Source organism: Nocardia cyriacigeorgica, from assembly GCF_029868385.1.
In the GTDB taxonomy this organism is placed as follows: Bacteria; Actinomycetota; Actinomycetes; order Mycobacteriales; family Mycobacteriaceae; genus Nocardia; species Nocardia cyriacigeorgica_F.
This window is the reverse complement of the sequence record NZ_JARWNX010000064.1, coordinates 206,009-221,303: the sequence shown is the minus strand read 5'-3', so window position 1 is coordinate 221,303 and position 15,295 is coordinate 206,009. Positions and strand designations below refer to the sequence as shown.

Sequence of the window (15,295 nt, the reverse complement as noted above, 5' to 3'; positions counted from 1 at the left end):
AGCGAGCGTCCGAGGGCCGGGTGCCGCCGGGCGCTCGGCGTTGCACCGGCGCCGAGCGCCCGGTCGAGTGGTGGTTTGGGTCGAGTGGCGATGTGGGGTCGAGCAGTGGCGCCGGGCCGCACGGCGGCGCTCGGTCGCACGGCGGAGCAGATTGTCGCGTGGGAGTCGCCGGATGTGTGGCTCGTGCGCTCGGCCACACAACCGCACTCAGTTCGTCCGCGGCCGGGCGAGTTCGGTGCGCTGGGTGCGCCCACGCAGCGTGACCGATTCACCAAGCTTCCAGTGCGTCGCCTCCTCGGCGTCGGCCGCCGCGACGGTGGTGGCGGAGGTCAGCAGCAGGCCCGGATCCTGTTTGGCCAGTTCACACAACCGCGCGGCCTCGTTGACCGCGTCACCGATGACGGTGAACTCGTACCGCTGATGCGCGCCGACATTGCCCGCGACCACCCGTCCCGCGGCGACGCCGATGGCGGCGGAGAAATCGGAGGTGTGCGCGTCCAGCCGGGTACGGATGGCGCGGGCGCAGGCCAGTGCCGCGCCCGCGGCATCGGGCAACGGTGCGGGCGCACCGAACACCGCGAGCGCCGCATCGCCTTCGAACTTGTTGACCAGTCCGCCGTGGCGTTCCACTTCATCCACGACGATGGTGAAGAACTCGTTGAGGATGGCGACGATCTCGGTGGCGGCGCGGGTCGCGGTCATGGTGGTGGAGCCGATGATGTCGATGAACAGCGCCGCCGCTTCGCATTCCTGTCCGCCGAGGCGCGGATTGCTGCCGATCGCTGCGACCGCGACATCGCGACCGACGTGCCTACCGAACAGGTCGCGGATCTGTTCGCGTTCGCGCAGCCCGTGCACCATCCGGTTGAAACCGCTTTGCAGCTCACCCAATTCGGTGCCGTCGTAGACGGTGACAGCTACATTCAGATCGCCGCCCTCCACCTGACGCAGAGCGCGGCGCACCCCGCGGATCGGCGCCACCGTGGCGGCCGAGGCCTGCATCATCAACAGCATCCCGAAGACCAGGGTGGCGCCGCCGAGAGTGAGCACACAGACCGCCATGCGCTCGGTGCTGACATCGAAGCCGGTCAGCGACAGCAGCGCCACCACCATCGACAGCGCCACCGGCACCGCCGAACCGAGCAGCCACATCAGCATGGTGCGCCCGAAGACGCCGATGCTGTGAATGGCTCGACCCGGCGCCGCGTCGAGCACCCGCGCCGTCACCGCACGCAGCGCGAACTCGGCGATCAGATAGCTGTTGGCGCACACCACGATCGCGCTGAAGCCGATGCCGAGCACGATCTTCGGGATCAGCGCCGGATCGGCCAGGCCGTAGAGCAGGCTCAGGACCACCGCCGCGCCGAACCACAGCCAGGCCTGCTGGCGCACCAACCGTCGCGGTACCCGGACGGCGGTGCGCTGCTCGGCCTCGGTCGGGACGTGATCGGGATCGGTCGCCCAGCGCAAGGTGCGCAGCCCCGACACCGTTCCCCAGAGCGTGCCGATCACCAAGGCCAGCGCCGTGTACAGCGGGGTGGCAATCGCGTTGAGCGGTAGCAGCCGCAGCGTGAAGACCGTCGGTCCTGGCAGCACGAAGCCGATGAGCACGATCGCGACGGCGATACCGATCAGATTGGCCCCGAGCAGGGGGATCGTCAGCAGCAGCTGGATCCGCACCCGCCGGATCCCGGTCCGCTCGTCGGCGGGCCCGAGCAGGCGCGAACCCCACGGTTTGGAACCGAAGGCCGCTGGCGTCAACTGGCTGTCGGGCATGGTTGGCAGCGTAGGCGCGGACCCGTGCGTGGCCCGTCCACCTGCGGTGCCGGTGGTGACGTCGGACAGCTGCGTGTCCCTATCGTCGTGAGTCGTCCCGGATGCCCGGCGTCCGGCCGATCGGCGACGACGGGCGGTCACCGGCAGACCCCGACCGCGCGAGCGGAGGTCTCATGGCCCGAGCCGGAGACGCGGAACTTCACCGGCGCGCCGGACATGTCCTCAGCGACCCGGCGGGAGTTCGCGCGGGCCCGGATGTCCTGGCAGTTCGGGGGTATGGCGGCCCGGCAGTTTGTCGTGCGAGGCCGGGGGCAGCCCGTAGGTGGCCGAGGCCTGGGGGAGGGCCGAATAGCGCGGATCGGTCGAATAGCGCGGGTCGGTGGTCGGATAGTAGTGCGGCACGTTCGGGTCGACGGCCGCGGCGGCGACGCGCTGGGCATGCCAGTACTCGGGCGTACCCGGCGTCAGCTGATAGGGCTGGTAGCCGACCTGCGGTGCGGGCGGTGCGGCCGAATCCTCGGAATCGACGGTCACCTTGCGGGTGCGGCGCAGCGTGAAGGTGATCTCCTCGACCTCCTCGAAGGCCTGCCGTGCGGTGCGCAGCGGATGCGTCGCGGTGTCGATGGCATTGGCGACGAAGGAGGGAACCAGCGGGCGGATCCACCGGGCGGCCGTATCGGTGAACGGCACCTGACCGATCAGCGGCAGCGCCAAGCCACCACGCTCGGCGGTCGGTTCCTCGGCGGCCGTGGATACCGCCGGCGTGAGCGCGCCGGATACCGGGGCGATGGCATGCGCGCCGACCGGGGCGGGCAGGTTCGCGGGTGCGATCCCGTCGTATGACACGGTGGGGTCCTTTCGGTCGGCGGCCGCAGGTCCGGCCGGTAGTTCGGCGGGCGCGTCCGCGCCGACGGCGCGTCGCGAGGGTTCGGTGATACCGATCTCCAGCCCGCCGATGGCCGCGATGACGCGGGTGCGTTGGCGTTCCCGGTCGATCGCGGTATCGGCCTCGACGGCCAGCCGCGCGGCGGTGAGCTGCTGATCGGCGCGCAGCAGTTCGGCTTCGGTGCGCACCTCGGCCCGCTTCACCGCGATGGCCGCGTCGGCGGTGCGCTCGGCTCGGTCACGGATGGTGTCGGCGGCCAGCCGTCGGTCCTGTGCGGTCTCCCCGCGCCAGCGGCGCAGGATCAGCGGCAGCAGTGCCAGCAGGACGAACGCCGTGAGCGTCAGCAGTCGCAGCAGTGATGCACCGACGTGGGCGGTGGTGTGGTCGTGCATCGCGACCCAGCGGGCGCCGAGCCCGCGGTCCGCGTCGGCCAAGGCGGCGGTTTCGGCATCCTCGACCCGCCGCTGCGCATCGGTGATCCGCTGGTCGAGCGGTGCGATCCGCGCCTGCGCCGCCGCGAGCTGGGTGCGCGCGTCGTCGAGCATGTCGTCGGCCGTCTGTGATTCCGGCCCGCGGCCCGGTACGCCGGTGATCCTGGTCTGCGGGCACTCCGAGGTGGGGTTGTATTCGCAGCGCGCGGTGACCAGTGCCTTATCGATATCGGCCTGAGCCTGCGTGATCGTCTGGTTCAGGTTCGTCCGGTCGGTGCTGGCCCGGTCCAGATCGGCGCGGGCATCGCGGACCGCCGGTACCGAGGCTGCCGAAGCCGCGCCGCGCTCGTCGAGCAACCGGTCGACGGTGCCGCCGAACAGCACGGTCGAAGCGAGTTCGGCCACCAGCGCACCGGTGATCACGGCGACGGCGATTCGGCCGAGTGAGCCGCGCCGATCGGCGGTCGCGCCCTCCCCGCGCAGGACGGTCTCGGGGCCGACCGTGGCCAGCGCCTTACCGACCGCCGTGGCGAGGAGCGCGACGACGACAGCGGCGGCGAGCACACCGACCGTCGGCCAGCGCGCCGCCGCACCGGCCACGGCGGTGACGGCGCCCGCGACCATCGCGAACAGCGCGACCACCGCACCGGTGAGCGCGTATCCACCGCGCTCTCGGCGGCTATCGGTGTTGTCGTCGATGTCCGGGCGGGCGTCGGAGTGAGCACCGCCGAGCCAGGTGAGCATGCCGATGACGGTCATGGAATCCCCACATCCTCTACATCCGAGTCCTTGTCGCGCTCGGCTGGCGATCTGGCGCGCCGGGCCGGTCCGCCGCCTGCGACGACGGTGCGCCCGCACTTGGCGAAAGTGTCACGGATTCGTTGTCACAGCGTGACAGGCGGGCTGCCGATCCATCGAGTGTGGAGCCGGGGATGTGGTCAGCTTCACAACGGGCCCGATCGTCGTCGCCCGGTCGGCGCGATGGCCGTCGCGGGGGACCGGCCGGTTCCGATCGTGCAGGTAGCGCCCTGTGTGACGAAGACCGCGGCGCGGCAACGACATCCGGATCCGCCCACCGGCCGGCGCGGCGCCGGAAAGATGTGTCGAAGACCACTTTTCGACTATTTGCTGCGAGTGTGCTGAACCGCACTCCAAGTAAAACAGGCCGAACGGTCGGATCATGTTCTGTGCTCGTCACAACCCTGTCGGAAATATCTCACCGGCCCGCGCAATGGTTAGCCGCACCACGATTGGTTTGCCCGGCTCGGACGAGGGGAAATCTGCTTCGATGCAGGTGAAAGCGGGTGTTCGAGCGCAACGGCGCGCTCGGTCATCAACCGGGAAGTCCCCTGAGAAACCCTCCGACCTGCGCGGAACGGGATCGATCAGTGCCCGGAAGCTGCTTTACACTGGACGACGCGCACACGTGGAGGACCTGAATGAAGAAGCCCAGCTAGACCCGGGTATTAGTGCAACCTAAGTTGGTTGGGCTCGAGTCCTGACTTATCGTTTGCTCTTACGCCGAACACAGAATGTTCGGCGCCCAACCGCCCGCACGGGCAGCCCGAACCGTGCCGAGCGTAGTGGGCACACCCCGCACGGCGGTAAGGAACACGTAAGCGTTCCGTTACTTCCGAGCACCCCTACTGCATAACAGGAGCGGGTGGACAACTGGAGACGTGACTGCACGCCGAAGACCATCAGCGCGGCTGGATTCGGAACGTACGGACGCAGTCTTGACGGAGGCGTTCGACAAGGCCGTTATTTCGATGGCCGCCCGAATCGAGGGCCGACTTTCTTGAAGGCAGAGGCATGACGCAACTTCCCGGCCACAGGTCACCTGGACCCATCGGTCTCTACGACCCGGCGAACGAGCACGACGCGTGTGGCGTCGCATTCGTCGTGGACATGCACGGCCGCCGCAGCCGTGACATCGTCGACAAGGCCATCACCGCCTTGTTGAACCTGGAGCACCGTGGTGCCGCGGGCGCCGAGCCCAACAGCGGTGACGGCGCGGGCATCCTGATCCAGGTGCCCGACCGCTTCTTCCGTGCCGTGGTCGACTTCGAGCTGCCGCCGGAGGGCTCCTACGCCACCGGTATCGCCTTCCTTCCGCAGGCCCGCCGCGAAGCCGCCGTCGCCGCGTACGGCGTCGACAAGATCGTCAAGGAAGAGGGCCTCGCGGTCCTCGGCTGGCGTGAGGTCCCGATCGACGAGTCCTCGCTCGGCGCGCTCTCGCGTGACGCCATGCCGACCTTCCGGCAGATCTTCATCGGTTCCCCCGCGGGCGGCGAACAGCTCACCGGTATGGACCTGGAGCGTCGCGCCTACGTGGTGCGCAAGCGGGTCGAGCGTGAACTCGGCAAGGCCGGCGCCGGTGAGGGTGCGGTCGGCCGCGAGTCGGTGTACTTCCCGAGCCTGTCCGGGCAGACCTTCGTCTACAAGGGCATGTTCACCACCCCGCAGCTGCGCGCCTTCTACCTGGACTTGCAGGACGACAGGGTGGAATCGGCGCTCGGCATCGTGCACTCGCGCTTCTCCACCAACACCTTCCCGTCCTGGCCGCTGGCCCACCCGTTCCGCCGGGTCGCGCACAACGGCGAGATCAACACCGTCAGCGGTAACGAGAACTGGATGCGCGCGCGTGAGGCGCTGCTGCGTTCGGATGTCTTCGGCACCGACACCGCTGGCAAGAACCGGCTGGAGAAGATCTTCCCGGTCTGCACCCCCGGCGCCAGCGACACCGCCCGCTTCGACGAGGTGCTCGAACTGCTGCACCTGGGCGGACGCAGCCTGCCGCACGCGGTGCTGATGATGATTCCTGAGGCATGGGAACGCAACGAGACCATGGACGCGCAGCGCCGCGCGTTCTACGAGTACCACTCGATGCTGATGGAGCCGTGGGACGGCCCGGCATCGGTGTGCTTCTCCGACGGCACCGTCATCGGTGCGGTGCTCGACCGCAACGGTCTGCGCCCGAGCCGCATCTGGGTCACCGACGACGGCCTCGTCGTCATGGCCTCCGAGGTCGGCGTGCTCGACATCGACCCGGCCCGGGTGATCAGGAAGGTCCGCTTGCAGCCGGGCCGCATGTTCCTGGTCGACACCGCGCAGGGCCGCATCGTCGGCGACGACGAACTCAAGGACCAGCTCGCCGCCGAGCACCCCTACCAGGAATGGCTGGACGCGGGTGTGAGCCGGTTGGCCGATCTGCCCGACCGCCCGCATGTGCACATGTCGCATGATCGGGTGCTGATCCGGCAGCAGATCTTCGGATACACCAACGAGGAACTGAACCTGCTGATCGCGCCGATGGCCAAGACCGGCGGTGAGGCGCTCGGTTCGATGGGCACCGATACCCCGATCGCGGTGCTGTCGAGCCGGTCGCGGCTGCTGTTCGACTACTTCTCCCAGCTGTTCGCGCAGGTCACCAACCCGCCGCTGGACGCCATCCGGGAAGAGGTGGTGACCAGCCTCAAGCGCAATATCGGTCCCGAGGCCGATCTGCTGCATCCGGGACCGGAGTCCTGTCAGCAGATCGCCATCGAGCAGCCGATCCTGGACAACGACGAGCTGGCCAAGCTCGTGCACATCAACGATGACGGCTCGCAGCCGAATCTTCGTTCGGTGGTCGTGCGCGGTCTGTACCCGGTCGCCGAGGGCGGTGCGGGTCTGCGCAGGGCGCTGGCGGCCATCAACACCCAGGTCTCGGCCGCGATCGACGGTGGCGCGCGCATCATCGTGCTGTCGGACCGCGAGTCCAACGAGAAGTTGGCGCCGATCCCGTCGCTGCTGCTCACCTCGTCGGTGCACCATCACCTGGTCCGCGAACGCACCCGCACCATGGTCGGGCTGGTCGTCGAGGCCGGTGACGCCCGCGAGGTGCACCATATGGCAATGCTCGTCGGCTTCGGCGCGGCGGCCATCAACCCGTACATGGCGTTCGAGTCCATCGAGGACATGCTCGAGCGCAACGGTCTGGAGATGCCGGGCAGCACCGGCGATCATGCCGTCGATTTCCGCAAGGCGGTGGCCAACTACAACAAGGCCGCGAGCAAGGGCGTGCTGAAGGTGATGTCCAAGATGGGCATCTCCACCCTCGCCTCGTACAACGGCGCCCAGCTGTTCCAGGTCATCGGCCTGGACCAGGAGCTGGTCGATGAGTACTTCACCGGTCTGCGCTCGCATCTGGGCGGTATCGGTCTCGACGACATCGCCGACGAGGTGGCCGCGCGGCATCGGATTGCATTCCTGGAGAACCGCACCGAGCGCGCGCACCGCGAGCTCGAGATCGGCGGTGAGTACCAGTGGCGGCGCGAGGGTGAATACCACCTGTTCAACCCGGACACCGTGTTCAAGCTCCAGCACGCCACCCGCACCGGGCAGTACTCGATCTTCAAGGAGTACACCAAGCTGGTCGACGATCAGTCCGAGCGGTTGGCCGCGCTGCGCGGGCTGTTCAAGTTCAAATCGGGTGAGCGCGCGCCGATCTCGATCGACGACGTGGAGCCCGCCAGCGAGATCGTCAAGCGGTTCTCCACCGGCGCGATGAGCTACGGCTCCATCTCCGCCGAATCGCATGAGACCCTCGCCATCGCGATGAACCGGCTCGGCGGCCGTTCGAACTCCGGTGAGGGCGGCGAGCATCCGGCCCGCTTCGAGGTCGAGGCGAACGGCGACTGGCGCCGCAGTGCGATCAAGCAGGTCGCCTCCGGCCGCTTCGGTGTGACCGCGCACTACCTGAGCAACTGCACCGATATCCAGATCAAGATGGCCCAGGGCGCCAAGCCGGGCGAGGGCGGTCAGCTGCCCGCGCACAAGGTGTACCCGTGGGTCGCCGAGGTGCGCCACTCCACGCCGGGCGTCGGCCTCATCTCGCCGCCGCCGCATCACGACATCTACTCGATCGAGGATCTGGCCCAGCTCATCCACGATCTGAAGAACGCGAACCCGCAGGCGCGGATTCACGTGAAACTGGTCGCCGAGCCCGGTGTCGGCACCGTCGCCGCCGGTGTGTCCAAGGCGCATGCCGATGTGGTGCTGATCTCCGGCCACGACGGTGGCACCGGCGCCTCGCCGCTCACCTCGCTCAAGCACGCGGGTGGTCCCTGGGAACTCGGCCTGGCCGAGACCCAGCAGACGCTGCTGCTCAACGGTCTGCGCGACCGCATCGTCGTGCAGGTCGACGGCCAGATGAAGACCGGCCGCGATGTGATGATCGCCGCGTTGCTCGGCGCCGAGGAGTACGGTTTCGCCACCGCTCCGCTGGTGGTCTCCGGCTGCATCATGATGCGGGTCTGCCATCTGGACACCTGCCCGGTCGGCGTCGCCACGCAGAACCCGATCCTGCGTCAGCGCTTCACCGGTAAGCCGGAATTCGTCGAGAACTTCTTCATGTTCATCGCCGAAGAGGTGCGCGAACTGCTGGCCTCGCTGGGCTTCCGCACACTGGACGAGGCCATCGGCCGGGTCGATCTGCTCGACACCGCCAAGGCCAAGCAGCACTGGAAGGCGGCCAAGCTGGACCTGTCGCCGATCCTCGACGATGTCGAGACGGCGTTCATGTACCAGGACCGCCGCTGCACCAAGACCCAGGACCACGGGCTGGACCGGGCGCTGGATCAGCAGTTGATCGCCCAGTCCGCCGATGCGCTCGAGCGTGGCAAGCCGGTCAAGTTCGACACCAAGATCACCAACGTGAACCGGACGGTCGGCACCATGCTCGGCCACGAGGTGACCAAGCTCTACGGTGGCGCCGGCCTGCCCGATGACACCATCGACATCACCTTCACCGGTTCCGCGGGCAACAGCTTCGGCGCGTTCGTCCCGGCCGGTATCACCCTGCGGGTGCAGGGCGATGCCAACGACTACGTCGGCAAGGGCCTGTCCGGCGGCCACCTGGTGGTTCGCCCGGCGCCCACCGCGCCCGCGGAGTTCCGTGCCGAGGAGAACATCATCGCGGGCAACGTGATCCTGTTCGGCGCGACCAGCGGACACGCCTTCATCAACGGCATCGTCGGTGAACGGTTCGCCGTGCGTAACTCGGGCGCCACCGCGGTGGTCGAGGGTGTCGGCGATCACGCCTGCGAATACATGACCGGCGGCAAGGTCGTGATCCTCGGTGAGACCGGCCGCAACTTCGGTGCCGGAATGTCGGGCGGTCTCGCGTTCGTCTACAACCCGGAGGGCACCTTCGAAGCGAAGGTCAACCCCGACCAGGCCGAGGCGATCGAACCGCTGTCCGGCGATGACTTCACCTGGCTGCGCGACATCATCACGCAGCACCGCGACCAGACCGGTTCGGCTGTCGCCGAACGGATTCTGAGTGATTGGTCGCAGCAGGTGAACCACTTTGTGAAGGTTATGCCACGCGAATACAAGAAGGTGCTGCTCGCTATCTCCGAGGCTGAGAAGAGCGGCAAGGACGTGGACGAGGCAATTATGGAGGCTGCTCGTGGGTGACGCGCAGGGATTTTTGAAGCACACCTCGCGTGAGCTGCCCAAGCGGCGTCCGGTGCCGCTGCGCCTGATGGACTGGAAAGAGGTCTACGAGGAGAACTTCTCCCACCAGACCCTCCAGCGTCAGGCCAGCCGGTGCATGGACTGCGGTATTCCGTTCTGTCACAACGGTTGTCCGCTGGGCAACCTGATCCCGGAATGGAACGACCTGGTCTACAAGGACCGCTGGCGCGACGGTATCGACCGGCTGCACGCGACCAACAACTTCCCGGAGTTCACCGGGCGGCTGTGCCCGGCGCCGTGCGAGGCATCTTGCGTGCTCGGGATCAACCAGGATCCGGTGACCATCAAGCAGGTCGAGGTCGAGATCATCGAGAACGCCTTCGACGAGGGTTGGGTCACCCCGGTGTACCCGACCCGGCTCACCGGTAAGAAGGTCGCCGTGGTCGGTTCCGGCCCGGCCGGTCTGGCCGCAGCCCAGCAGTTGACCCGTGCCGGTCACACCGTGACCGTGTTCGAGCGGGCCGACCGCATCGGTGGTCTGCTGCGCTACGGCATCCCGGAATTCAAGATGGAGAAGCGCTTCATCGACCGCCGCCTCGCGCAGATGGAGGCCGAAGGCACCATCTTCAAGACCGGGGTGAACGTCGGCGTCGACATCACCGCCGATGAGCTGCGCGAGCAGTTCGACGCGATCGTGCTCGCCGGTGGCGCCACCCTGGCCCGCGATCTGCCGATTCCGGGCCGTGAGCTGGACGGCATCCATCAGGCGATGGAGTTCCTGCCCTGGGCCAACCGGGTGCAGCACGGCGATCCGGTCACCGACGCCGACGGCCTGCCGCCGCTGCACGCGCACGGTAAGAAGGTCGTCATCATCGGTGGCGGTGATACCGGCGCCGACTGCCTCGGCACCTCGCACCGGCAGGGCGCGGAGAGCATCCACCAGTTCGAGATCATGCCGCGTCCGCCGGAGGAGCGCGCCGGTTCCACCCCGTGGCCGACCTACCCGCTCATGTACCGGGTGTCCTCGGCGCACGAGGAGGGTGGCGAACGGGTGTTCTCGGTGAACACCGAACGCTTCGTCGGTAAGAACGGCAAGGTCACCGGCCTAGAGGCGCATGAGGTCACCATGGTCAACGGCCGTTTCGAGAAGGTCGAAGGCACCGACTTCACCCTCGAAGCCGATCTGGTGCTGCTCGCCATGGGCTTCGTCGGCCCCGAGAAGCCCGGCCTGCTGACCGACCTCGGCGTCGGCTACGACCAGCGCGGCAACGTCCAGCGCGACAAGAACTGGGCCACCAACATCCCCGGCGTCTACGTCGCCGGCGATATGGGTCGCGGCCAGTCGCTGATCGTATGGGCCATCGCCGAAGGCCGCGCCGCGGCCTCGTCCGTGGACAAGTTCCTGGAGGGTGAGACCGCCCTCCCGGCGCCCATCCCGCCGACCGCGGTCGCCCAACGCTGAGCTGAACAACCAAGGGGCGTTGTGCCGGCCCCGAAACCAGAAGGGGTGCGCAGGCAATCGGCCTGCGCACCCCATCTGGTGCTATCAGCTCAGATCAGGGCTGACCGGTCGCGAACGCGATCAGTGCGTCCAGGAACGGCTGGCCGCCCATCACGTAGCCGCCGATGACCGCACCGGCCGGGATGGTGATGATCCACAGAAACGGGATGAAGCAGCCGATCAGGGCGCCGATGGCGATGCCAGGCAGGTTCTTGTTGACCTGGTCCATCAGCCGGTCGTAGGAGCTGATGTCCTTCAGCTCCGCGACGTCCTTCAGCTTCGAGCTGTCCTCGGGCGTCATGGTGGCGGTCAGCGTCACGCTGCGGCCGTCCGCGCTGATCTCCTCGTCCACCGCGATCGGCAGCCCAGCAACCTCGGAGCGCAGTGCCACCTGGTCCACCGTCGCGCCGGTGTCCGACTTCAGCAGCACGGCCGAACCGTCCGATGCCAGCTCGAACTTGCCGCTGTCGACCGACCAGGTGATGGTCTTGTCAGAAGGGGAAACGGTGGTGTTGTAGTTGATTCCGCTCACAACACCGGAAGTCGCGTCCCCCGAAGTCACCACGGCCGACTCGTTCGCCACAGCGGGCTGACCATTGGCGGTGGCCGCGGTAATCCCCACCGCGGTGACAGCCATGAAAACGGCAGAAGTGATCTTTCCGAACTTCATTCTTTGAATTCCCTCCGCTTTGTCCGTCCCTCTGGATCGGACACAAAACGACCCTATCGTGTGGAATACGCTGCCGTGCAACGGGGTTCGTAACCGGCACCGTCAGTCATTTGCTGAATCGGTTCGATTGTCGAATGATTCGATGTCGAGAAGTCGAATATCCAGGTAGTCCAGGGTATTCGGTGCATTCGCTCGCGGTATGCTGCATCACGCTCTGGTTGCGCGAGTCGCATGATGAACCGGGTGTGCGCGACCGGGAAAGTCCGCCCGCCACCGGGTTCGCGCCGGACGGCAGCGCTAGTCCGTTCCCAGGACCTTGCGGGCCTTGTCGTAATACTCTCGGCGCTCGGTGAGGCCATTGCCGCCACCGTTGATCGTCTTGGTGATCGCGTCGAAATCCGAGGTGCTCCGCACCCGGTCGGCGTCATCGTTGAGCCGTTTCGACTCCCAGAACCAGGTGGCGACGTCGAAAGCATGCTCGGGCTTCGCAGCCAGGCCGGGGTCGCGGATCAAATCGACGTCGAGCGCCTCGCCCGCCTGCTCGTAGTTGTACCGGCCGGTGATCTGGAGCGCGCCACGGCCGCGGAAACGCGCACCGTCGCCGGGCCTTTCGTTGCCGAGGTCGCGACCGACCGTCGTGCCCGGTCCGTAATTGCGTTCGAAGTATCCCTTGTCGCCGTATTCGGTGAGTGTTCGCAGCTTGTCGGTTTCGTGAAGAACCTGCGCAAGGAATGCGGCCTTGCGTTTCGGGTTGACGATTCCCGCTTCTCGCATCGCTGTATTGAGATGCGGCAAGTAAGCCGCCAGCTTGTCCCGATCCGTCTTGGGGGCGAGGGCTCTCAACTGCTCGAGAGTGATCGGCTCGATGTTGTCACGGCTTTCCTTGATGTAGCCCGTCGCCGCCTTGTACTTGGTCCAGACCCGCTGTAACGACAATCCGAACGTGTCGAGCAGTGCGGTCTCGACATCGCGCGCGAGCTTGCCGCTTCCGACGGCAGCGACGGCCTCGCGGAGGTCGACCACCTCGTCCCAGATATCGATATTGAGCCTGGTGCCCTGCCGGGCGGCCGCGACCACCTCGGCGGAGACGTCCTTGTCGCGGGCGACGAGATTCTGTGTGATCTTCGCTATCTCGCCTTCGTTGTCGTCATAGGCCGACATCGCGATGGATGTGCTCTTCGGGTCGTACAGCCCGGCCTTGCTGAGCAACTGCGTCACGTCCGGCATGTCCGCGGGCTCGCCGACGCCGAGTTGATCGACCAACAACTGGAAGATGGCTCGGATCATTCCGATGGTGTTCTTGGCGGGTTCGGAGGCGCGCGGCGGAGGGTCCAGCTGGACCTGCCAGCCGAACCATCCGTAAGTAGGGCAGATGGGTGCGTTGTCGGGACCGGCAGCGCCGGGCGATGTCGCCCGAGATGGGCCGGAACGATCGGTGTCGATCGGCGCAGACCGCGCCGCCGGTGTGTCGCTCCTTGGCGCCATACCGACCAATTGTGGCAGGGGCACGCAGGCGAGATCGGCCAATTGTGGCAAGAACCGTGGCGCGGCACCGGTGAAAATCGGTCAACCGATCTCGTTCGGTTGGCGGGGGTACGGGTGTGGCCCTATTGTTATTCGCGGTGTGTGCGTCGGGGCCTCGGATGTTATCCGGGTGTGCGCACTCGGTGGGATGAATGGTGTTCACTTCGTGTGCACCGGTGCGACATCCGCCGAGTTCAGCATCGAAGCGACAGCGTGTACGGGAACGCCCTCACCAGGGCATGGGTTGACTGGAGCAGTATGCAGTTCAAGAAGGTTGCCGCGACGTTCGGCGCGTGCGCGGCGATCGCATCCGGGTTGGTATTCGGAGGTAACACCGTGGCCTCGGCCGCGCCCGGATGCCCGAGTCTGTATGTGGTCGCCATCCCTGGCACCTGGGAAACCGGCCACGACAAGAAGCCGCAACCGGGCATGCTCTCCGGCGTGACCAATGGGCTGGGGCCGGAGACCAAGGTCGACTACATCACCTACGCCGCCACCGCGTTCCCGTGGGAGGGCGACGTCTACGGCCAATCCAAGCGGGAAGCCACCGATAAGGCGCGCGGCCTGGTCAGCGCCATGGCGCAGCGTTGTGGTGCGACGAAGATCGGTCTGCTCGGCTACAGCCAGGGCGCCGACGCCGCCGGTGATCTCGCCGCCGAGATCGGCACGGGTGTCGGTGTGGTTCCGCCGAGCCGGATCGCCGGTGTCGGTCTGATCTCGGATCCGCGTCGCTCGCCGACCGACGCCCAGGTCGGCCCGCATGCCGGTGGCGCCGGTGCGGGCGGCCCACGGGTCGGCGGCTTCGGCTTCGTCAGCGACCGCACGCGCACCATCTGCGCGACCGACGATCTCTACTGCGCGACCGCCTCCAACGATTTCGTCACCCGCTTCGCCGGATTCCTGGCGCAGAGTTCGGATGCCAACCCGGCCAATATCTGGCGCTACCAGCTGGAAGCCGGTGCGATCATCGGCGATCTGATGGCCAACGGCGGTATCCCGACCTTGCAGGCCCAGCTCACCGACTCGGCCAACCAGCAGCGGGCCAACGACCTGGAAGCGTTCTACAAGTCGCACACCCACACCAGCTACGGCACCTACCAGGTGGGCGGCGGGCAGACCGCCATCTCCTGGATGCACAACTGGTTCGCGCGCATGGCCTGATCCCACCGCGGACTCGGCTGCGGCCACCCGCTCGGCGTCTGCCGGGTATGGGTGGCCGCAGTCTTTTGCACGGGCTTCGGGATACCGGTGCGATGGGGCCGGAAGACTGTCGGGAATCGCTCAGGCGCTGATATTGCGCGGCAGCAATTCCCATACATGCCCGTTCTCGTTGATCGTCGCGGCGGTGCGCCGACCGGTGCGGGAGAACAGGATCCGGGTGACCGAGCAGTAGTCGATCGGGAACGTCAGCGGCCGCGCCAGGCCGAGCACGTCTTGCAGCAGGATATTGATCACGCCGCCGTGCGCGAACGCGACCACCGTATCGGCGTGATCAGCGGTCACGGCGATCTCGGTAATGGCATCGAGCACTCGCGATTTGAACGCCGGTTCATCGATCACCGTCGGCAGATGCCCGGCCTTGATCCGGTCGTATTCCGCCTGGAACTCGACCTTGGCGTCCTCGATGGGGATATAGGCGGGCAGATCCCGGTCGTATTCGGCCAGACCATCGAGCACCTCCACGTCGAGCCCGAGCTTCGCGGCCGTCGGCCCCGCCGTCTCCCGCGCCCGCCGCTGCGGACTGCTCAGCACCCGCTTGATCCGGTGATGTCCGAGCGCCGCGGGCACCCGCTCCGCCTGCTCCACCCCGATCCCGGCCAATCCGGGGTCGGCCGCCCCCTCGACCTGCTCGATCCGAATGGGTTGCGCATGGCGAACGAGAATCAACTGCACCCCCATACTGTGCCGCATCGAGGTCGACGCTGCCCATCGGGAGCCCGGTCGCGTCCACCACCTGCCCCGCTCCGCTCACCAGCCGGACGATCGGGCCGATGACGCAGTCGACCACCAGTACCCGGCGGTAGACGCACGGGACTCGGCGGCGG

Annotated in this window: 8 protein-coding genes; 3 read left to right on the top strand and 5 right to left on the bottom strand. The window is 67.2% G+C overall.

What is annotated here, in order from left to right:
* Positions 1-207 precede the first annotated feature (207 nt).
* Positions 208-1,776: an adenylate/guanylate cyclase domain-containing protein gene (locus tag QH168_RS26390; protein WP_280468603.1), complete on the bottom strand. Its 1,569-nt coding sequence runs from the start codon at positions 1,774-1,776 to the stop codon at positions 208-210.
* Between the two features lie 222 nt (positions 1,777-1,998).
* The gene (locus QH168_RS26385) at positions 1,999-3,852 is read right to left on the bottom strand and encodes a DUF4407 domain-containing protein (RefSeq protein WP_280468602.1); all 1,854 of its coding nucleotides are present in this window, start codon (positions 3,850-3,852) and stop codon (positions 1,999-2,001) included.
* Positions 3,853-4,905: 1,053 nt separating this feature from the next.
* Between QH168_RS26385 and gltB the strand changes: the two genes are divergently transcribed.
* Both gltB and QH168_RS26375 read left to right on the top strand, forming a co-directional pair.
* Positions 4,906-9,555 carry a glutamate synthase large subunit gene (gene gltB, locus QH168_RS26380; protein ID WP_280468600.1) on the top strand — a complete coding sequence of 1,550 codons (4,650 nt, stop codon included), beginning with the start codon at positions 4,906-4,908 and terminating at the stop codon, positions 9,553-9,555.
* A complete protein-coding gene (locus QH168_RS26375; protein WP_280468598.1) occupies positions 9,548-11,017 on the top strand; it encodes a glutamate synthase subunit beta in 1,470 nt (489 codons plus the stop codon). Before gltB ends, QH168_RS26375 begins: the two co-directional genes overlap by 8 nt.
* A 94-nt stretch (positions 11,018-11,111) precedes the next feature.
* On the opposite strand, the gene QH168_RS26370 is transcribed toward QH168_RS26375, so the two are convergent.
* A complete protein-coding gene (locus tag QH168_RS26370; RefSeq protein WP_280468597.1) occupies positions 11,112-11,807 on the bottom strand; it encodes a hypothetical protein in 696 nt (231 codons plus the stop codon).
* Positions 11,808-12,023: 216 nt separating this feature from the next.
* Complete coding sequence (locus tag QH168_RS26365; RefSeq protein WP_280468596.1) at positions 12,024-12,989, bottom strand: glycoside hydrolase family 19 protein; 966 nt, start codon at positions 12,987-12,989, stop codon at positions 12,024-12,026.
* 519 nt (positions 12,990-13,508) lie between these two features.
* Between QH168_RS26365 and QH168_RS26360 the strand changes: the two genes are divergently transcribed.
* On the top strand, positions 13,509-14,411 hold the full coding sequence (locus QH168_RS26360) for a cutinase family protein (RefSeq protein ID WP_280468595.1): 903 nt from the start codon (positions 13,509-13,511) through the stop codon (positions 14,409-14,411).
* A gap of 120 nt (positions 14,412-14,531) precedes the next feature.
* On the opposite strand, the gene QH168_RS26355 is transcribed toward QH168_RS26360, so the two are convergent.
* Complete coding sequence (locus QH168_RS26355; RefSeq protein WP_280468593.1) at positions 14,532-15,143, bottom strand: histidine phosphatase family protein; 612 nt, start codon at positions 15,141-15,143, stop codon at positions 14,532-14,534.
* Between the last annotated feature and the right edge of the window lie 152 nt (positions 15,144-15,295).